Source organism: Streptomyces sp. NPDC100445, assembly GCF_044759735.1.
In the GTDB taxonomy this organism is placed as follows: Bacteria; Actinomycetota; Actinomycetes; order Streptomycetales; family Streptomycetaceae; genus Streptomyces.
This window is the reverse complement of record NZ_JBIVZV010000006.1, coordinates 54,153-72,622: the sequence shown is the minus strand read 5'-3', so window position 1 is coordinate 72,622 and position 18,470 is coordinate 54,153. Positions and strand designations below refer to the sequence as shown.

Sequence of the window (18,470 nt, the reverse complement as noted above, 5' to 3'; positions counted from 1 at the left end):
CCGAAGAAGTGAACCACCCCCTGTGCTGAACGATCTCGACGAACGCATCGTGCACGCCCTCGCCGAGGACGCCCGCCGCTCCTACGCGGACATCGGGCAGATGGTCGGACTGTCGGCCCCCGCCGTGAAACGACGCGTGGACCGGCTGCGCGCCACCGGAGCCATCACCGGATTCACCGTCCGGGTGGATCCGGCGGCGCTCGGCTGGGAGACCGAGGGGTACATCGAGATCTACTGCCGCAGCAACACCTCCCCGGAGACCATCCAGCGGGGTCTGGAGCGCTACCAGGAGGTCGTGGCCGCGTCGACCGTGACCGGTGACGCGGACGCGATCGCCCAGGTCTTCGCCTCCGACATGCGCCACTTCGAACGCGTGCTGGAGCGGATCGCCGGCGAGCCCTTCGTGGAACGCACCAAGTCGGTGCTGGTGCTGTCGCCCCTGTTGCGGCGGTTCTCCTCGGGCGCGCCGGGATGATCCCGCGCGTGTCCCGTCCGGACGCCGGACGGGACACGCGGTTCGCGACGGCCGACGGGCGGTGCCCGTGCCCCGCACCACCGACCGGCAGCAACCGGCCCGGGCCCGTGCTCCCACGCAGGGGACCCGGGCCGTCGGCATCCGCGGCCGGCCGGATGCGCCACGGCCTTCCCCCCCCGGCGCGCCGCCCCGTGCCTTCGCGCAGGTCACCGTAGAGGTGCCCGCCAGGCGGAGCGCCCCGGGGACGGCACGGGTTCCGCGCCGGGCCACGCAACGAATCGCCGCGCCGACGGCACCGGACGCAACGAACCGCGCACCGGCGCGCAACGGCTCCTGCTTGTCCGGCCGAGTCCGCCGACCGTACCGTCTAATCGGCCCCCCAAACCCCCCGTAACGGTGAGGATCCCGCATGCGCACCGCCCTGCTCCAAGGCTCCGGCCGGCCCGGCTCGATCGCCGAGAACCTGAAGGTCCTCGACGAGGCCGCGGGCCGGGCCGCCGCCGCGGGCGCGGGGCTGCTGGCGGCGCCGGAGATGTTCCTCACCGGCTACGCGATCGGCGACGACATCGCCGGCCTCGCCGAGCCCGCCGACGGCGACTCCGCCGACGCGGTCGCCGAGATCGCGACCCGGCACGGCCTGGCCCTCGCCTACGGCTACCCGGAGCGCGACGGCGACACCGTGTACAACTCGGCGCAGCTGATCTCGGCCGACGGCACCCGGCTCGCGAACTACCGCAAGACCCACCTGTTCGGCTGCTTCGAGCGCGACCACTTCACACCGGGGGAGGGGCACGTCGTCCAGGCCGAGCTCAACGGCCTGACCGTCGGCCTGCTGATCTGCTACGACGTGGAGTTCCCGGAGAACGTCCGCGCCCACGCCCTGGCCGGCACCGACCTCCTCCTCGTCCCGACCGCGCAGATGCACCCGTACCAGTTCGTCGCCGAGTCGATGATCCCGGTGCGCGCCTTCGAGAACCAGATGTACGTCGCCTACGTCAACCGGGTCGGCCAGGAAGGGGAGTTCGAGTTCGTCGGGCTGTCCGTCCTCGCCGGACCCGACGGAGTGGCCCGCACCCGCGCCGGCCGTGGCGAGCAACTGGTGATCGCCGACGCCGACCCCGCCTTCCTGGCCGCCTCCCGCGAGACCAACCCGTACCTGCGCGACCGCCGCCCCGGTCTGTACGGGTCCCTGGTCTGAGCCGGGTCCGAGCCGCCGCACCAGCCTCCCCCCTGTTTCACCTCGCCCAAGGAGTCCGTACCCCCATGACGTCCACGGTGCCCAACGCCGTCGAGCACACCGACGAGCAGCAGCCGCCGATCACCATGTTCGGCCCGGACTTCCCCTACGCCTACGACGACTTCCTGGCCCACCCGGCGGGCCTCGGCCAGATCCCGGCCACCGAGCACGGTACCGAGGTCGCCGTCATCGGCGGCGGCCTGTCCGGCGTCATCGCCGCCTACGAGCTGATGAAGATGGGCCTCAAGCCCGTCGTCTACGAGGCCGACCAGATCGGCGGCCGGCTCCGCACGGTCGGTTTCGAGGGCTGCGACGACTCGCTGACCGCGGAGATGGGCGCCATGCGCTTCCCGCCGTCCTCCACCGCGCTCCAGCACTACATCGACCTGGTCGGTCTGGAGACCCGCCCCTTCCCCAACCCGCTGGCCGAGGCCACCCCCTCGACCGTGGTCGACCTCAAGGGCGAGTCGCACTACGCCGAGACGATCGACGACCTGCCGCAGGTGTACCGGGACGTCGCCGCCGCCTGGGGCAGGTGCCTGGAGGAGGGCGCCGACTTCTCCGACATGAACCGCGCCATGCGCGAGCGGGACGTGCCGCGCATCCGCGAGATCTGGGCCAAGCTGGTCGAGAAGCTCGACAACCAGACCTTCTACGGCTTCCTCTGCGACTCCGACGCCTTCAAGTCGTTCCGGCACCGGGAGATCTTCGGCCAGGTCGGCTTCGGCACCGGCGGCTGGGACACCGACTTCCCGAACTCCATCCTGGAGATCCTGCGCGTCGTCTACACCGAGGCCGACGACCACCACCGCGGCATCGTCGGCGGCTCCCAGCAGCTGCCGGTGCGCCTGTGGGAGCGCCAGCCGGAGAAGATCGTCCACTGGCCGTACGGCACCTCGCTGAAGTCCCTGCACGTGGACGGCGAGCCGCGCCCCGCCGTGACCCGGCTGCACCGCACCGCGGGCAACCAGATCACCGTGACGGACGCGAACGGCGACATCCGCACCTACCAGGCGGCCGTCTTCACCGCCCAGTCCTGGATGCTGCTGTCCAAGATCGCCTGCGACGACTCGCTCTTCCCGATCGACCACTGGACCGCCATCGAGCGCACCCACTACATGGAGTCCTCCAAGCTCTTCGTCCCGGTGGACCGGCCGTTCTGGCTGGACAAGGACGAGGTGACCGGGCGGGACGTCATGTCGATGACGCTCACCGACCGCATGACCCGCGGCACCTACCTGCTGGACGACGGGCCGGACAAGCCCGCCGTGATCTGCCTGTCGTACACCTGGTGCGACGACAGCCTGAAGTGGCTGCCGCTGTCCGCGAACGAGCGGATGGAGGTCATGCTGAAGTCGCTCGGCGAGATCTACCCCAAGGTCGACATCAGGAAGCACATCATCGGCAACCCGGTGACCGTCTCCTGGGAGAACGAGCCCTACTTCATGGGCGCGTTCAAGGCCAACCTGCCCGGACACTACCGCTACCAGCGGCGCCTGTTCACCCACTTCATGCAGGACCGGCTGCCCGAGGACAAGCGGGGCATCTTCCTCGCCGGCGACGACATCTCCTGGACCGCCGGCTGGGCCGAGGGCGCGGTGCAGACCGCGCTGAACGCGGTCTGGGGCGTCATGCGCCACTTCGGCGGCACCACCGACGCCACCAACCCGGGCCCGGGCGACGTCTACGACGAGATCGCCCCCGTGGAGCTGCCCGAGGACTGACCGGCAACGACGACCACGCCGCGGACGGCCGCCGGCGGACTCCGGTCGGCCTTGCCGGCGTGTGCGGGTGGTGCGTCGCGTCCGGTGGGGTCGGTCCGCCGGCGGAGCGGGGCGCGGACGGTCGGCGGCAGACTTCGGTGCGCCTGTGTCGACCTGTGCGGTCCGTCCTGCCCGGCGGACAGTCTGCCGGCGGGGTCCCGGCGCTCGGCGGATCCGGGGCCCCCGCGGCGGTGCGGGCGGTGCGCCCGGCCGGTGGGGTCAGTCCGCCAGTGGGGTCAGCAGCATGCGTCCCGCGAATCCGACCGCCGCGTCCAGGCGGTCGGCGAACTCCTCGGCGACCTCGCCGCAGTCCCGCAGTGCCCACAGTGCCCGGGCCGCCGTCCACGTGGCGTCCCGGGCCCGCTCCAGGCTCCAGGAGCCCAGCAGGTGGGTGAGCGGGTCGGCGATCTGGAGCAGGTCGGGACCCGGCATCAGCTCCTCGCGGACGCGCTCCTCCAGCGACGCCAGGAGATCGCCCACGCGGTCGAAGTCGTCCTCCAGGTCCACGGGACGGCAGTCGAGCGCGCGGCACGTGTCCACCACCGCCAGTGCCAGGTCGTGCCCGATGTGCGCGTTGATGCCCGCCAGGGCGAACTGGAGGGGCCGCACCCCCGGATGGTGGCGGAGCTGGAACAGCGGGCGCCAGCAGGCGGGCGGACGGTGGCCCGCGGCGGCCGCATCCACCGCCGCGAGATAGCGCTCGGCGAACCGCACGTCCAGCGTGGCCGCCGCGCGCGGGTCCGTGAACTCCCCGGTACGCAGGTGCCGGCCGACCTCCTCGGTGACCGCGAGGTAGACCCGGTTGAACACGCCGACGCCGTCCCGCTCGGGCAGGACCGCGCCGAGCGCACGCATCCGGCGGGCGACGGTGTCGACAGGGGTGGTGAGGTGCTCCAGCTGGGCCATGGGGGAAGCGTCCCAGTCCCGGGCCGGCCGCGGCGCCGACCGGCCCGGTGCTTCCCCGGAACGGGCGAACCCCGGCGGGGAAGCGGGCGGGGCGGCCCCGCTCCGGCACGGGCCTACGGCTCGGCGTGCCCGGGCTCGGCGTCGTAGGAGGACGTGCCCTCGTCCAGCAGCGGCTCCTGCTTCTTCAGGTGGGCCGGGGCGAAGGCGCGCAGGGCGTGGTAGCCGGTGATGACGACCAGGGTGCCGAGCGCGATGCCGCTGAGACTGAAGGTGTCGCTGAACTTCATGGTGACGTTGCCGACGCCGATGATGATGCCCGCGGCGGCCGGCACCAGGTTCAGCGGGTTGCGCAGGTCCACCCGGGCGTTGCTCCAGATCTGGGCGCCGAGCAGGCCGATCATGCCGTACAGGATGACGGTGATGCCGCCGAGGACGCCGCCCGGGACGGCGGCGACGACCGCGCCGAACTTCGGGCAGACACCGAAGAGCAGTGCGAAACCGGCGGCGGCCCAGTAGGCGGCGGTGGAGTAGACGCGGGTCGCGGCCATCACGCCGATGTTCTCCGAGTAGGTGGTGTTGGGCGGGCCGCCGACCGCCGTCGACAGCACGGAGGCGACGCCGTCCGCCGAGATCGCCGTGCCGAGCTGGTCGTCCAGCGGGTCGCCGGTCATCTCGCCGACCGCCTTGACGTGCCCCGCGTTCTCCGCGACCAGGGCGATGACGACGGGCAGCGCCACCAGGATCGCCGACCACTGGAACGACGGCCCGTGGAAGGAGGGCAGGCCGATCCAGTCGGCCCGGGAGACGCCGGAGAGGTCGAGCCGCCAGTGGTCGGTGAGCTTGCCGCCCGCGTCCACCGAGTGGATCCGCCCGAAGATCCGGTCGGACGCCCAGGACAGGACGTAACCGAAGACCAGGCCCAGGAAGATCGCGATCCGGGACCAGAAGCCGCGCAGGCAGACCACCGCGAGGCCGGTGAACAGCATCACCAGCAGGGCCGTCCACTGGTCCTGCGGCCAGTAGGTGGAGGCGGTCACCGGGGCGAGGTTGAAGCCGATCAGCATCACGACCGCGCCGGTCACGATGGGCGGCATGGCCGCGTGGATGATCCGCGCGCCGAAGTGCCGCACGGCGAGTCCCACCAGGAACAGGACGACACCGACGACGAGGACGGCACCGGTCACGGTCGCGCTCGTCCCGCCCTGGGCCCGGATGACCGCGGCCACGCCCACGAACGACAGGGAGCAGCCCAGGTAGCTCGGCACCCGGCCGCGCGTGGCGAGCAGGAAGATCACGGTGGCGACGCCCGACATCATGATCGCGAGGTTCGGGTCCAGCCCCATGAGCACGGGCGCCACGAAGGAGGCGCCGAACATCGCGACCACGTGCTGGGCGCCCAGGCCCACGGTGCGGGGCCAGGACAGCCGTTCGTCGGGGCGTACCACCGCTCCGGGCGCGGGCGTGCGCCCGTCACCGTGCAGTTTCCAGCGCACGCCGAGATCCATGGTGGGGTTTCGCTTTCTCCAGTACGTGAAGAGGTTCCGCTCCATTGTCGGGGGACCGGGCGGCGGTCCGCGCGCACGGGCGGGTCCGGGGAGCGGCGGGGGATGAACCGCATCCTCGCCGTTGACCAGGGGGTTCCCGGCCGGAGGTGCTGAGCGGTCGCTTAGTATGGGAGGAGGCCCGGCGAGCCCGGGACCCGCACCGTCCCCGTCAGCGACGCTCAGGAGCCCCACCCGTGACCGCACCGGCCCCGACCGCCCCCGCCGTCTCCCACGGCCGGCTGATACCCGTCACCGTCCACTTCGACGACCTCGACGCGCTCGGGCTGCTGCACAACGCCCGCTACCCCCTGATGGTGGAGCGCGCCTGGACCGAGCTGTGGAACGAGCACGGCATCCGCTTCGACGGCGACTGGGCGGCGGCCGGGGACGCCTGCAACGCGGTCAAGGAACTGCGCATCACCTACGAGGCCCCGGTCACCCGCCCCGGCGCGTACGCCGTCCACCTGTGGCTGGAACGGCTGGGCAACACCGGCCTCACCTACGGCTTCCGGTTCTGCTCCGCGGACGGCGCCGAGACCTACGCCCACGGCACCCGGGTACTGGTCCGGCTGGACGCCGCGACGATGCGCCCCGCCCCGTGGAGCGAGGCCTTCAGGGCCGCGGGTCGGGCACTGCTGCGGCCTGCGGACTGACCTCCGTACGGCCCCCGCGCTCGGCGGTGCGCAGCACGCCCGCGAACACCGCGAGCCCGGACGCCAGCACCGTCACCACGCAGAACGACACCACCAGGCTGGTCGCCTGGGCCACGCCGCCGATCAGGCCCGGCGCGATCAGCCCCGAGGTGTAGGTGATGGTCGCCACGCCCGCGATGGCCTGACTGGGGTTGGGCCCGGAGTGCCCGGCCGCCGCGAAACACAGCGGTACGACGACGGCGATGCCGAGACCCATCAGCGCGAACCCGCCCATCGCCACCGCGGGATACCCGGCCAGGACCACCAGCAGGCCGCCCAGCACGGCCAGCGCCCCGCCGGCACGCACCGTGCGCACCGCCCCGAACCGGTTCACCACCGCGTCCCCCGCCACCCGGGCGACGGCCATGGTCAGCATGAAGCCGGTCGTCGAGGCGGCCGCCAGACCGGCCGAACTGCCCAGCCGGTCCCGCAGGAACACCGCCGACCAGTCCAGGTTCGCGCCCTCCGCGAAGACCGCGCAGAAGCCGACCGCGCCGATCAGCAGCGCCGAGCGGGGCGGCAGCGCGAACCGCGGCGGCGGCTCCTCGTCCGCCCCGGGTCGCAGGTCCAGCACCCAGGAGCAGGCCGCCAGGCCGAGCGTGGTGAGGACGGCCGACGTCAGGACGAAGTGCGTGCGCGCGTCCGAGCCGAGGTGCGCGGCGAGGGTGCCGGCCGCCGAACCGACCAGGGCGCCGGCGCTCCACATGCCGTGCAGCCCCGACATGATCGACTTGCCGAGCAGCCGCTCGACCTCCACCCCGAGCGCGTTCATGGCGACGTCCGCCATGCCGGCGGTCGCGCCGTAGGTGAACATCGCCAGGCACAGGGCGACCAGGTTCGGGGCCAACGACGGGAGCACCAGGGACAGCGTCCACAGTGCCAGCAGCGCGCGCAGGGCCGTACGGCTGCCGAAGCGGTGGCTGATCCGGCCCGCCAGCGGCATCGCGCAGGAGGCGCCGAACGCGGTGAAGGCCAGCGCGAAGCCCAGCCGGCCGGCGCCGAGGGAGGTGTGGTCCTGGACCCACGGCACGCGTGTCGCGAACGTACCGGTCACGGCGCCGTGCACGGCGAAGACGGCCGCCACGGCGTACCGGGCGCGCCTGACCTCGTCGCGCCCTCGGGCCACGTCCCTCATCTCTCCACCCCTCCCCGGGAGTCTCCCCCCTCACTCGACTGCACGCGGCGTAAACTATCAGGGACCCTTCCTGATAGATAGTGGGGCCCCGGTGTCCTCGGCATCGGGGGCCGGTCCCCGCCGATCTGGGAGGATTCCCGTCATGCCCGCCACCCCCAGTACCGCCCGGGCCATCAACGACCGGTTGGCCCTGCGGCTGTTGCAGCAGGAAGGCCCGCTCACCGCGGGCCGGCTGAAGCAGCTCACCGGCCTGTCCCGGCCGACGGTCGCCGACCTCGTCGACCGGCTCACCGCCGCCGGACTGATCACGGTGGTCGGCGAGTCCGGGGAGCAGCGCCGGGGCCCCAACGCCCGGCTCTACGGCATCGTCGCCGACCGCGCCCACCTCGCCGCCCTCGACGTCCGCACCGCGGGCGTCGTCGTCCTGGTCTCCGACCTCCTCGGGCGGGTGCTCGCCGAGGGAGCCGTGCCGATCGGCGGGGACGCCGGCACCGGGGGCGCGGTGGAGCAGGCCGTGGCCGCCGTCGAGCGGACCGCCGAGGAGGCGGGGGCGCACCGTCTGCACACCGTCGGCATCGGCGCCCCCGGCCTCATCGACCCGGTCACCGGCGACCTCCGCGACTCCGCCGGCCTCCCCGCCTGGCACCGCAGCCTCGCCACCGCACTCCAGGAACGCCTGCCCGGCGCCCGCGTCACCGTGGAGAACGAGACCAACCTGGCCGCCCTCGCCGAACAGCGCGAGGGCGCCGCCCGCGACCGGGAGACCTTCGTCCTGCTCTGGCTCGGGCACGGCGTCGGCGCCGCGGTCGTCCTGGACGGCACCCTGCGCCGCGGTGCCTCCGGCGGCACCGGCGAGATCGGCTTCCTGCCCGTCCCGGGCACCGGCTCGCTCCCCTCGGCCCGGGACTGCGGTGGCGGCTTCCACGACCTCGCGGGGGCGGCGGCCCTGATCTCCCTCGCCACCCGGTACGGGCTGCCGGCGCCCCCCACACCGGACGGCGCGGGGGCGGCCGCGCTCGTCGGCAAGGCGGTGGCCGACATGACACCGGGGGAGGCGGTACCCACCGCGGGCCCGGGCGCCGGGGCCGCTTCGCACCGCTTCCTCGGCGTCCTCGCCGACCGGATCGCCGTCGGCGTCGCCTCCGTCGTGGCCGTGCTGGACCCCGGGTGCGTGGTTCTCGGCGGTGAGGTCGGCCAGGCCGGGGGAGCGGTGCTCGCCGGACTGGTGGAGGAGAGGCTGCGGGCCATGTCCCCCCTGCGCACCGAGGTACGGGCGAGCGGCCTGGGCGGCGCCGCCGTGCTGCGCGGCGCGCTGCTCACCGCCCGGGACCGGGCACAGGACGACCTCTTCGCACCCCCCGACCACCCGACCCCATGACCGCCGCCCCAGCCGCCCGATGGGTGGCCCACCGACACTCCTCGGCGGCTGCCCCGACGCCCGATGGGTGGCCCACTGACACTCCTCGGCGGCTGCCCCGACGCCCGACCCACCCCCGGACCGCCCGCCGACTGCGCCGCCCCTGGAGCGGCCGCCCGGGGCCGAGGGTCACGCGGGCGCGTCCTCGCACGGACCACCGCCCGACCCCGCCCCCGGGCGGCCTCCGGAGGTGCCGGCCTGATCGGCCGGTGACTGTCCGCGAGGCATCCGCCCGTCGAGTGCGGGGTGTCCAGGCAATCCCCGCACTCGCACCCGGGAAGGCGCCGGAGGCTCGGCCTGGCCGGCGGGTGATTGTGCCGCCCTTGGGGCAGCCGCCCGAGGCGCCTGCTCACTGTCGCCACCAAGCCACCGGTCCCTGACCCGACCACGCCTGCACGGGCCTCCCCGCCCCCGGCAAGGCCCCGCCCCACCCCGCCCCCCGACAAGGTGGCCCCGCGCACCCGCCCCCGCCACGGCCGGGCGGCTTCAGGCCGCGTCGCGCGCCGAGCGGTGGGTCAGGTGGTTCTCGAAGGTGACCTTGCCGTCCGTCCGGTCGGGGGCCAGGTGGCCGCCCGCGCGGAAGGCGCCGTACGCCTTGCCGAACAGCGGTACCCGGGCCACGGCGCGGCGCCGGCCGGTGGCGCGCAGGTAGGCGCGGGCCAGGGAGTCGAGCGTGCGGACCTCGGGGCCGCCCAGGTCCGGGACCCGCCCGGCCGGCGCGCCGAGCGCCAACGCGGCCAGCCGGTCGGCCACCTCGGCGACCTCGACCGGCTGGTCCGACAGGCCCGCGGGCAGGACCAGCACCGGCGCCTTCGCGAGAGACTGGAAGAGGGTGACGAGCAGGTCGTGGAACTGCGTCGCGCGCAGCACGGTCCAGCCCAGTCCCGACTCCTCGATCTGCCGCTCCACGGCGAGCTTGCTCCGGTAGTAGCCGAACGGCACCCGATCGACGCCGACGATGGAGATGTACACGAGATGCTCCACCCCGGCCCGCCGGGCCGCCGCGATCAGGTTCCGGGCGGCCTGCTCGTCGCCGCCCCGCGGGGAACTGGCGCAGTGCACGACCGTCCGCACGTCGTCCAGGGCCGCGTCCAGCCCGGCACCGCCCGCGCGCAGGTCGACGGCGTACGGCGGGGTGCGCCGGCTGAGCACCCGCACCTCGTGGCCGTCCGCGCGCAGTCGTTCCGTGACCGGCCGGCCGAGTGTTCCCGTCCCACCGGTGACCAAAATCGTGGTCATGCTGTCTCCGTCCCTCCGGACAACGGGGCGCTCCGGGTCGGGGCGCCCTTCGTCAGGTGGACGGATCGGCCCCCCGGAAACGTGACACGGCTCCTGGGCGGCCCGGCGGCGGGCAAGGGCCGTCGTCACCGCCGCCGGGCCCGCCCGCACCCTAAGAGGACTAGACCAGCGCGGTCAATGGTCCGGACCAGCCTCAACCTAGCGGCAGCCGCCGCGTCGACCGGCGCGCACACGTGGCGCGAAATGTGCTGTACACACTGTGAGCGAGCCCACACCGTGCACCTGTCAGGCCGGTCGTCGGGCGTGGCACACTGGCCCTGTACCAGAAGCAGCGCACTCCGGGGTCGGTGAAAGTCCGAACCGGCGGTTACAGTCCGCGACCCGGTCGCTTCCAGCGGCCGGTTGACCAGGTGAAATTCCTGGACCGACGGTTAAAGTCCGGATGGGAGGCAGTGCGCGGCGGGCGGGCACGCTTTCCGTGCGCGCCGCCGAACCTGGCACGTCCGTCCGCGGACGCGTCTCGTCGGCGACGCCCCCGGTGTGCTCACCCGTAGATTCTGTCGCTCATCGACAGGCCCCGGAGTCCGTGCCCGAAGAGGCAGGAGGACCCGGGAAGTGTTCACCGGAATCGTCGAAGAGCTGGGTGAGGTCACCGCCGTCGAGAACCTCGGCGACGCCTCCCGCTTCCGGCTGCGCGGCCCCGCAGTGACCGAGGGCGCGCGGCACGGCGACTCCATCGCCGTGAACGGGGTCTGTCTCACGGTCGTCGAGCACGAGGGCGACGAGTTCACCGCCGACGTCATGGCCGAGACCCTGAACCGCTCCAGCCTGGGCGCGCTCACCACCGGCTCCCGCGTCAACCTCGAACGCCCCACCGCCGTCGGCGCGCGCCTGGGCGGGCACATCGTGCAGGGTCACGTGGACGGCACCGGCGAGATCCTGGAGCGCAGGCCCTCCGAGAACTGGGAGATCGTGAAGATCTCCCTCCCCGCGGACCTCTCCCGGTACGTCGTGGAGAAGGGCTCCATCACCGTCGACGGCATCAGCCTCACGGTCGTGGACGCCGGCGACGACCACTTCACCGTCAGCCTCATCCCGACCACCCTCGCCCTGACCACGCTCGGCGTGAAGCAGCCGGGCGACCCGGTCAACCTCGAGGTCGACGTCATCGCCAAGTACGTGGAGCGGTTGCTCGCGGCCGGACAGGGGGCAGGCAAGTGACCTGGATGAACTCCGAGGCGTTCACCCTCTTCGGCCAGCACATCATCTGGTCGGACATGGTCGGCAACATCCTCGGCCTGATCACCCTCGCCCTGGGCTGGCGCCGCTCCCTGTGGACCTGGCCCGTGCAGTTCCTCTCCGGGCTCGTCCTCTTCGCCGCCTTCTACGGCCACCTGACCGGCAGCGCCGGCAAGCAGGCCGTCGTCATGGCCGTCGCGCTGTACGGCTGGTGGCAGTGGCAGCGCAGCAAGGACCCCTCCGGGGACGGGCACATCACCCCCCGCTTCGCCACCTGGCGCGAGCGCGCGGTGATGCTCGCCTCCGCCGCCGTCGGCACCGTCGCCGTCGCCCTGCTCTTCAAGGCCCACCCCGACCTCTCCTGGGACCCCTGGCCCGACGCGTACATCTTCGTCGGCACCATCGTCGCGATGTACGCCCAGGCCAAGGGCATGGTCGAGTTCTGGTTCGCCTGGCTGCTCGTCGACCTCGTCGGCGTGCCCCTCAACTTCACCAACGGCTACGCCTTCTCCGGCTTCGTCTACGTCATCTACGGCGCGCTCGTCCTGTGGGGCATGCGCGACTGGTGGCTGCGCTCCCGCAGGGGCCCGCAGCCCGTCCTGGAAGGAGCGCCGGCATGACCGCGGTACCACCGCTGTACGGCACCGATCCCGTCGAGGAGTACACGCTCGACCCCGTCGAACAGGCCATCGCCGACATCGCCGCGGGCCGCCCGGTCGTCGTCGTGGACGACGAGGACCGGGAGAACGAGGGCGACCTCGTCATCGCCGCCGAGAAGGCCACCCCCGAGATCGTCGCGTTCATGATGAGCGAGTGCCGGGGCCTGATCTGCGCGCCCATGGAGGGCGAGGAACTGGACCGGCTGCGGCTGCCGCAGATGGTCGAGGACAACACCGAGTCGATGAAGACCGCGTTCACGGTCTCCGTGGACGCCTCCGCCGCCCACGGCGTGACCACCGGCATCTCCGCCGCCGACCGGGCCACCACGCTCCGGCTCCTCGCCGGCGGGACCGCGCGCCCCACCGACCTCGTCCGCCCCGGTCACGTCTTCCCGCTGCGCGCCCGGCCCGGCGGCGTCCTCGTCCGCGACGGCCACACCGAGGCCGCCGTCGACCTCGCCCGGCTCGCCGGACTCCGCCCGGCCGGCGCCATCGTCGAGATCGCCGGGGAGGACGGCCGCATGCTCCGGCTGCCCGAGCTGATCCCCTTCGCCCGCAAGCACGGCCTGACGATCGTCTCCATCGCGGACCTGATCGCCTACCGGCGCGGCAGCGAGCCCACCGTCCGCCGGGAGGCCGAGACCGTCCTGCCCACCCGGCACGGCACCTTCACCGCCTACGGCTACCGGTCCACCGTCGACGGCGTCGAGCACGTCGCCCTCGTCCACGGCGAACTGGGCGACGGCCGGGACGTCCTGGTCCGCGTCCACTCCGAATGCCTCACCGGCGACGTCTTCGGCTCCCTGCGCTGCGACTGCGGCCCCCAGCTGGACACCGCTCTGGAACGCATCCAGGCGGAGGGCCGCGGCATCGTCGTCTACCTGCGCGGACACGAGGGACGCGGCATCGGCCTGCTGTCCAAGCTGCGCGCCTACGCGCTCCAGGAACAGGGCCACGACACCCTCGACGCCAACCTCGAACTCGGCCTGCCCGCCGACGCCCGCGACTACGGCGCCGGCGCGCAGATCCTCGCCGACCTCGGCGTGCGCGGCGTGCGGCTGATGACCAACAACCCCGACAAGACCGAGGCGCTCCAGCGCCACGGCCTGGAGGTCACCGGCCGCGAGCCGATGCCCGTCCAGGCCGGTGAGCACAACCTGAGCTACCTGCGCACCAAGCGGGACCGCATGGGGCACGACCTGCCCTGGCTCGACACGCCCGCCGTGGCCGCCTCCGCGGCCACCTGCGGCAACCAGTAGGCAAGAAAAGCACCGAGGAGAGACGTGAGCGGCAAGGGCGCACCGGAACTGTCCGTACGCAACGTGAGCGACCTGCGGGTCGCCGTGATCGCGGCGCAGTGGCACGAGAAGGTGATGGACGGTCTGGTGAACGGCGCCCTGCGCGCCCTGCACGACCTGGGCATCGACGAGCCGACCCTGATCCGGGTCCCCGGCAGCTTCGAACTGCCGGTGGCCGCCAAGGCCCTCGCGGGCCGCGGCTACGACGCCGTGGTCGCCCTCGGCGTCGTCATCCGGGGCGGCACCCCCCACTTCGACTACGTGTGCCAGGGCGTCGCCCAGGGCCTCACCCAGGTCTCCGTCGAGACCGGCGTCCCCGTCGGTTTCGGCGTGCTGACCTGCGACACCGAGGAGCAGGCCCTGGACCGCGCCGGCCTGGAGGGCTCGAACGAGGACAAGGGGCACGAGGCGGTGACGGCAGCGGTGGCGACGGCGGCCACACTCCGCTCGGTATCCGAACCCTGGCACTGAGGCACCGCACGCACCGCGTAGGGTGGGACCACCATGTCCAATAAGACGTTCGAGCAGCTCTTCACCGAGCTGCTGCACAAGGCCGCCCACGGCGATCCCGCCACCTCCCGCACCGCCGAGCTGGTCGGCAAGGGCGTCCATGCCATCGGCAAGAAGGTCGTCGAGGAGGCCGCCGAGGTCTGGATGGCCGCCGAGTACGAGGGCAAGGAGGCGGCCGCCGAGGAGATCTCGCAGCTGCTGTACCACGTCCAGGTGATGATGGTCGCCCGGGGGATCTCCCTGGACGACGTCTACGCCCACCTCTGAGCCGTACCGCACCGCACCCCGAAGAGAACGAGCAAAGGAAGCCGACCTCATGCTGCGCATCGCCGTCCCCAACAAGGGTTCCCTGTCCGGCCCTGCGGCGGAGATGCTGCATGAGGCCGGCTACCAGCAGCGCCGCGAGTCCAAGGAACTGCGCATCGTCGACCCGGTGAACGAGGTCGAGTTCTTCTACCTCCGCCCCCGCGACATCGCGATCTACGTCTCCTCCGGCCGTCTCGACATCGGCATCACCGGCCGCGACCTGCTGGTCGACTCCGGCGCCGACGCCGAGGAGATCCTCCCGCTGGGCTTCGCCCGCTCCACCTTCCGCTTCGCCGCGCGGCCCGGCACCGCGACCGGCATCGAGGACCTCAAGGGCCGCACGGTGGCCACCTCCTACGAGGGCATCGTGGCCCGGCACCTGGAGGACAGCGGCATCGACGCCTCCGTCGTCCACCTGGACGGCGCCGTCGAGACCGCCGTCGAGCTGGGCGTCGCCGAGGTCATCGCCGACGTCGTCGAGACCGGCACCAGCCTGCGCAACGCGGGCCTGGAGGTCTTCGGCGAGCCGATCATGAAGTCCGAGGCGATCGTCGTGCGACGCACCGGCGCCGACGCCGAGGAACCGAAGGTCCAGCAGTTCCTGCGCCGCCTCCAGGGCGTCCTGGTCGCCCGGACCTACGTGATGATGGACTACGACTGCCGGGTCGAGCAGCTGGAGAAGGCCGTGGCGCTCACCCCCGGCCTGGAGTCCCCGACCGTCTCCCCGCTGCACAACGAGGGCTGGGTCGCCGTGCGCGCCATGGTCCCCGCCAAGGAGGCGCAGCGGATCATGGACGACCTCTACGGCATCGGTGCCCGCGCTATCCTGACCACGGCCATTCACGCCTGCCGCCTGTAGGGGTACACGCACCGAGATGTCCGACCTCCCCGACCTCCCCGCGCTTCCCGTCACCTTCCGGCCGGGCCACACCCGGGCCATCCTGCTCACCGCCGGTGTGGTGATCCTCGTGGTCCTCAGCGGGATCGGGTTGCTCCTGGAGCACCTCGGCCCCGGCTCGCGCCTCAGCTTCGTCGTCACCGGAGCACTGATCTTCTGGGCCCTGGCCCAGCTCGCCCGGATCAAGGTCGTCGCCGACGAGTCCGGCGTCACCGTCGTCAACATCGCGAGCAAGCGGCGCCTGGCGTGGGCGGAGATCCTCCGGGTGAACCTCCGCCCGGGTGACGCCTGGGTCTTCCTCGACCTCAGCGACGGCACCAGCCTGCCCGCGCTCGGCATCCAGCCCGGCATCGCCCGGCAGCGGGCCATCGCCGACGCGCGCGCCCTCCGCGCCCTGGCCGAGGCCCACGCCACGGCCCGGGCGGCGGAGGGTCGGGGCTGACTCGGGGCGGGATCAGGGACCGCTCCGGGGCGTCCGCCCTGCCGCACCCGCCCATATCTTGATTAATCTGGTGACGGAGGCCTTTTCCCCCGCGCCTCCGCCCCTGCGCGCCGCCCGGCACCCAGGGGTTCCTGCTACCCGAGGAGTGACTCCCTCCAGCGATGGACGGATCGTCCTGTAGTACCTGCGCCGCCCCGACCCGACACAGCGGGAAGGCGGTGGCAGCGTGACCATCCCCCTGCTGCTCCTCGGAGCGGCGTTCCTGCTGATCCTGGCCAACGGCTTCTTCGTGGCCGCCGAGTTCGGTCTGGTGACCGTCGAGCGTCCCGAGGCCGAGAAGGCCGCCGCCGACGGCGACGCACGCGCCCGTACGGTCGTGGAGTCGCTGAAGGAACTCTCCTTCCAGCTCTCCGGCACCCAGCTCGGCATCACCATCACCTCCCTGGTCGTCGGCATGCTCGCCGAACCGGCCCTGGCCGAGCTGCTGCACGGCCCGTTCGCCGCGCTCGGCCTCCCCGGCGGCGCCGTCTCCGGTGTCGCCGTGGTCACCGGCATGCTGCTGGCCTCGGCGGTCCAGATGGTGATCGGTGAACTCGTGCCCAAGAACTGGGCCGTGTCCCGGCCGCTGCCGGTGGCCCGCTTCGTCGCCGGCCCCCAGCACCGCTTCGCCCTCCTGTTCCGTCCGGTGATCTCCGCGCTGAACACGGTCGCCAACCGGCTGGTCCGCGCCCTCGGCGTCGAACCCGCCGACGAACTGGCCTCCGCCCGCACCCCCGGGGAACTGGTCTCCCTGGCCCGGCACTCGGCGCAGGCCGGCGCGCTGGAACAGGACACCGCCGACCTGTTCGTGCGCACCCTGTCCCTGGGCGAGCTCACCGCGCAGCACGTCATGACCCCCCGCGTGCGGGTCAGCGCCCTCCAGGACTCGGCCACCGCCGAGGACGTCGTCAACCTCACCCGCGCCACCGGCCTGTCCCGCTTCCCCGTCTACCGGGAGAAGATCGACGAGGTCGTGGGCATGGCCCACCTCAAGGACGCCCTCGCGGTCCCGGCCGCCGACCGCCTGCGCACCCCGGTCGGACGCATCGCCCGCAAGGCGCTCCTCGTCCCCGAGACCCTGCCCGTCCAGCCCCTCCTCGCCCGGCTGCGCAGCGAGCAGCCCATCGCCGTCGTGGTCGACGAGTACGGCGGCACGGCCGGCGTGGTCACGCTGGAGGACATCGTCGAGGAACTCGTCGGCGAGGTCCGCGACGAGCACGACGGCCAGGACGTGCCCGAGCTGGCCCCGGCCCCGCCCGAGGACGGCAGGGCGGCCTGGGACGTCGACGGCAGCTGCCGGGTCGACCTGCTCCAGCGCATAGGCCTGGAGGTGCCCGAGGGGCCGTACGAGACCGTGGCCGGCCTCGTCGCCGACCTGCTCGGGCGGATCCCGGCCCCCGGCGACCGGGCCGAACTGCCCGGCTGGCGGCTCGCCGTCCGCCAGGTCGGCCACTACCGCGCCGAACGGGTCCGGGTGGTCAGGACGGCCCCGGCCGCCAACATGACGGAGGCCGCCCGGTGAGCGTCCTCCAGCTGGCCTTCGCCGCGCTGCTCGTGCTCGCCAACGGCTTCTTCGTCGGCGCCGAGTTCGCGCTCGTCTCCGTCCGCCGCAGCCAGATCGAACCGCTCGGCACCGCCCGCGCCCGCCAGGTGCTGTACGGCCTGGAGCGGCTGCCGCAGATGATGGCCGCCGCCCAGTTCGGCATCACGGTGTGCTCGCTGACGCTCGGCGCGGTCGCCGAGCCCACCGTGGCCCACCTGCTGGAACCGCTGTTCGAGGGCATCCACCTCCCGGACGGCGTGATCCACCCCCTCGGTTACGTGATCGCCCTGGCCGCCGTGGTCTTCTGCCACCTGGTCATCGGTGAGATGGTGCCGAAGAACCTCGCGATGGCCGCGCCCGAGAAGGCGGCCCTCTGGCTCAGCCCGGGCCTGGTCTACTTCGCCCGGCTGTGCCGGCCGATCACCGTGGCCCTCGGCGCCTGCGCCCGGGGCGTCCTGCGGCTGTTCCGGGTCGAGCCGAGGGACGAGGTCGAGGCGGTCGTCACCACCGAACAGCTCAACCGCCTGCTGGAGGACTCCGGCCAGGCGGGCCTCCTGGACCCCGAGGAGCAGGAGCGCCTGGAGGACGCCCTGGAGCTGGGCTCCCGCCCGGTCACGGACGTCCTGCTGCGCCGCGAGTCCCTGGTCACGGTGACCCCCGCGGTCACCCCCGGTCAGATCGTGGAGCTGACCGCCCGCACGGGCTACTCCCGCTTCCCGGTCGCGGCCGCCGAGAAGGGCCCCTTCATGGGCTACGTGCACGTCAAGGACGTGCTCGATCTGGAGGAGTCGGACCGGGCGGTCCCGCAGCACGTGTGGCGCCCGATGGCCACGCTCCGTTCCGAGCTGCCGCTCGACGACGCCCTCACGGTGATGCGCCGGGCGGCCACGCACCTGGCCCAGGTGGCGGACGCCTCCGGCAAGGTGTTGGGGCTGGTGGCGCTGGAGGACGCACTGGAACTCCTGGTGGGCGAGGTCAGGGACCCCGCGCACCGGGAGCCGGCCGCCGTCCGGCTGACCGAGCCCCGGGTGAGCGGGGAACCGGAGGGAGTGCTGACGACGTAGGCCGCGTCGCACGCGGACGCGCGGGGAGCGGCCACACCCTCCCCGCGCCCCGCCGGGAGGGCGG

The 18,470-nt window shown here is 73.1% G+C and carries 18 protein-coding genes and 1 riboswitch; of the genes, 14 read left to right on the top strand and 4 right to left on the bottom strand.

What is annotated here, in order from left to right; genetic code table 11:
- The first annotated feature begins 22 nt into the window (after positions 1-22).
- The 3 genes from ACIQVT_RS16575 (at position 23) to ACIQVT_RS16565 (ending at position 3,436) form a co-directional block, all read left to right on the top strand.
- Positions 23-475, top strand: coding sequence for an Lrp/AsnC family transcriptional regulator (locus tag ACIQVT_RS16575; RefSeq protein ID WP_121789788.1), 453 nt, complete (start codon positions 23-25; stop codon positions 473-475).
- Positions 476-884: 409 nt separating this feature from the next.
- Complete coding sequence (locus tag ACIQVT_RS16570) at positions 885-1,673, top strand: carbon-nitrogen hydrolase family protein (RefSeq protein WP_403753180.1); 789 nt, start codon at positions 885-887, stop codon at positions 1,671-1,673.
- Positions 1,674-1,738: 65 nt separating this feature from the next.
- Positions 1,739-3,436 (top strand): flavin monoamine oxidase family protein, encoded by a 1,698-nt coding sequence (locus ACIQVT_RS16565; protein ID WP_403753178.1) that lies wholly within the window; start codon positions 1,739-1,741, stop codon positions 3,434-3,436.
- A gap of 258 nt (positions 3,437-3,694) precedes the next feature.
- Here ACIQVT_RS16565 and ACIQVT_RS16560 read toward each other — a convergent pair whose 3' ends face one another.
- Entirely contained in the window at positions 3,695-4,381 is a 687-nt protein-coding gene (locus tag ACIQVT_RS16560) for a DUF5995 family protein (RefSeq protein ID WP_403753175.1), read from the bottom strand.
- 113 nt (positions 4,382-4,494) lie between these two features.
- A complete protein-coding gene (locus ACIQVT_RS16555; protein WP_403753172.1) occupies positions 4,495-5,886 on the bottom strand; it encodes a uracil-xanthine permease family protein in 1,392 nt (463 codons plus the stop codon).
- Positions 5,887-6,119: 233 nt separating this feature from the next.
- Between ACIQVT_RS16555 and ACIQVT_RS16550 the strand changes: the two genes are divergently transcribed.
- Complete coding sequence (locus ACIQVT_RS16550) at positions 6,120-6,578, top strand: acyl-CoA thioesterase (protein ID WP_403753169.1); 459 nt, start codon at positions 6,120-6,122, stop codon at positions 6,576-6,578.
- Here ACIQVT_RS16550 and ACIQVT_RS16545 read toward each other — a convergent pair.
- Positions 6,538-7,752, bottom strand: coding sequence for an MFS transporter (locus tag ACIQVT_RS16545; protein WP_403753166.1), 1,215 nt, complete (start codon positions 7,750-7,752; stop codon positions 6,538-6,540). The genes ACIQVT_RS16550 and ACIQVT_RS16545 overlap by 41 nt on opposite strands.
- 142 nt (positions 7,753-7,894) lie before the next feature.
- Here ACIQVT_RS16545 and ACIQVT_RS16540 point away from each other — a divergent pair, with 142 nt between their 5' ends.
- Positions 7,895-9,130, top strand: a complete 1,236-nt coding sequence (locus tag ACIQVT_RS16540; protein WP_403753162.1) for an ROK family transcriptional regulator — start codon at positions 7,895-7,897, stop codon at positions 9,128-9,130.
- Positions 9,131-9,655: 525 nt separating this feature from the next.
- Here ACIQVT_RS16540 and ACIQVT_RS16535 read toward each other — a convergent pair.
- On the bottom strand, positions 9,656-10,408 hold the full coding sequence (locus ACIQVT_RS16535; protein ID WP_403753160.1) for an SDR family oxidoreductase: 753 nt from the start codon (positions 10,406-10,408) through the stop codon (positions 9,656-9,658).
- Positions 10,409-10,737: 329 nt separating this feature from the next.
- Positions 10,738-10,868: riboswitch (FMN riboswitch) on the top strand.
- A gap of 155 nt (positions 10,869-11,023) precedes the next feature.
- Here ACIQVT_RS16535 and ACIQVT_RS16530 point away from each other — a divergent pair.
- The 9 genes from ACIQVT_RS16530 (at position 11,024) to ACIQVT_RS16490 (ending at position 18,406) form a co-directional block, all read left to right on the top strand.
- Positions 11,024-11,629, top strand: coding sequence for a riboflavin synthase (locus tag ACIQVT_RS16530; protein ID WP_403753157.1), 606 nt, complete (start codon positions 11,024-11,026; stop codon positions 11,627-11,629).
- On the top strand, positions 11,626-12,267 hold the full coding sequence (gene pnuC, locus ACIQVT_RS16525; protein ID WP_403753154.1) for a nicotinamide riboside transporter PnuC: 642 nt from the start codon (positions 11,626-11,628) through the stop codon (positions 12,265-12,267). The genes ACIQVT_RS16530 and pnuC overlap by 4 nt, the downstream gene beginning before the upstream one ends.
- Positions 12,264-13,565 carry a bifunctional 3,4-dihydroxy-2-butanone-4-phosphate synthase/GTP cyclohydrolase II gene (locus ACIQVT_RS16520; RefSeq protein WP_403753151.1) on the top strand — a complete coding sequence of 434 codons (1,302 nt, stop codon included), beginning with the start codon at positions 12,264-12,266 and terminating at the stop codon, positions 13,563-13,565. The genes pnuC and ACIQVT_RS16520 overlap by 4 nt, the downstream gene beginning before the upstream one ends.
- A 24-nt stretch (positions 13,566-13,589) precedes the next feature.
- Positions 13,590-14,075, top strand: a complete 486-nt coding sequence (gene ribH / locus ACIQVT_RS16515) for a 6,7-dimethyl-8-ribityllumazine synthase (protein ID WP_403753148.1) — start codon at positions 13,590-13,592, stop codon at positions 14,073-14,075.
- Between the two features lie 33 nt (positions 14,076-14,108).
- The gene (locus tag ACIQVT_RS16510) at positions 14,109-14,381 is read left to right on the top strand and encodes a phosphoribosyl-ATP diphosphatase (RefSeq protein WP_403753145.1); all 273 of its coding nucleotides are present in this window, start codon (positions 14,109-14,111) and stop codon (positions 14,379-14,381) included.
- A 49-nt stretch (positions 14,382-14,430) separates the two neighbouring features.
- The gene (hisG, locus tag ACIQVT_RS16505; RefSeq protein WP_403753142.1) at positions 14,431-15,279 is read left to right on the top strand and encodes an ATP phosphoribosyltransferase; all 849 of its coding nucleotides are present in this window, start codon (positions 14,431-14,433) and stop codon (positions 15,277-15,279) included.
- Between the two features lie 16 nt (positions 15,280-15,295).
- Positions 15,296-15,760 (top strand): PH domain-containing protein, encoded by a 465-nt coding sequence (locus ACIQVT_RS16500; protein WP_403753139.1) that lies wholly within the window; start codon positions 15,296-15,298, stop codon positions 15,758-15,760.
- A 226-nt stretch (positions 15,761-15,986) separates the two neighbouring features.
- Positions 15,987-17,321 (top strand): hemolysin family protein, encoded by a 1,335-nt coding sequence (locus ACIQVT_RS16495; protein WP_403753136.1) that lies wholly within the window; start codon positions 15,987-15,989, stop codon positions 17,319-17,321.
- Positions 17,318-18,406, top strand: coding sequence for a hemolysin family protein (locus tag ACIQVT_RS16490; RefSeq protein WP_403753133.1), 1,089 nt, complete (start codon positions 17,318-17,320; stop codon positions 18,404-18,406). The genes ACIQVT_RS16495 and ACIQVT_RS16490 overlap by 4 nt, the downstream gene beginning before the upstream one ends.
- Positions 18,407-18,470: the final 64 nt, after the last annotated feature.

What these genes read in the sequence shown, in the direction of transcription:
- ACIQVT_RS16570 (WP_403753180.1), top strand. Translation starts at nt 885, where the DNA reads ATGCGCACCGCCCTGCTCCAAGGCTCCGGCCGGCCCGGCTCGATCGCC.
- ACIQVT_RS16565 (WP_403753178.1), top strand. Translation starts at nt 1,739, where the DNA reads ATGACGTCCACGGTGCCCAACGCCGTCGAGCACACCGACGAGCAGCAG.
- ACIQVT_RS16560 (WP_403753175.1), bottom strand. Translation starts at nt 4,381, where the DNA reads ATGGCCCAGCTGGAGCACCTCACCACCCCTGTCGACACCGTCGCCCGC.
- ACIQVT_RS16555 (WP_403753172.1), bottom strand. Translation starts at nt 5,886, where the DNA reads ATGGATCTCGGCGTGCGCTGGAAACTGCACGGTGACGGGCGCACGCCC.
- ACIQVT_RS16545 (WP_403753166.1), bottom strand. Translation starts at nt 7,752, where the DNA reads ATGAGGGACGTGGCCCGAGGGCGCGACGAGGTCAGGCGCGCCCGGTAC.
- ACIQVT_RS16540 (WP_403753162.1), top strand. Translation starts at nt 7,895, where the DNA reads ATGCCCGCCACCCCCAGTACCGCCCGGGCCATCAACGACCGGTTGGCC.
- ACIQVT_RS16535 (WP_403753160.1), bottom strand. Translation starts at nt 10,408, where the DNA reads ATGACCACGATTTTGGTCACCGGTGGGACGGGAACACTCGGCCGGCCG.
- ACIQVT_RS16520 (WP_403753151.1), top strand. Translation starts at nt 12,264, where the DNA reads ATGACCGCGGTACCACCGCTGTACGGCACCGATCCCGTCGAGGAGTAC.
- ACIQVT_RS16510 (WP_403753145.1), top strand. Translation starts at nt 14,109, where the DNA reads ATGTCCAATAAGACGTTCGAGCAGCTCTTCACCGAGCTGCTGCACAAG.
- hisG (WP_403753142.1), top strand. Translation starts at nt 14,431, where the DNA reads ATGCTGCGCATCGCCGTCCCCAACAAGGGTTCCCTGTCCGGCCCTGCG.
- ACIQVT_RS16500 (WP_403753139.1), top strand. Translation starts at nt 15,296, where the DNA reads ATGTCCGACCTCCCCGACCTCCCCGCGCTTCCCGTCACCTTCCGGCCG.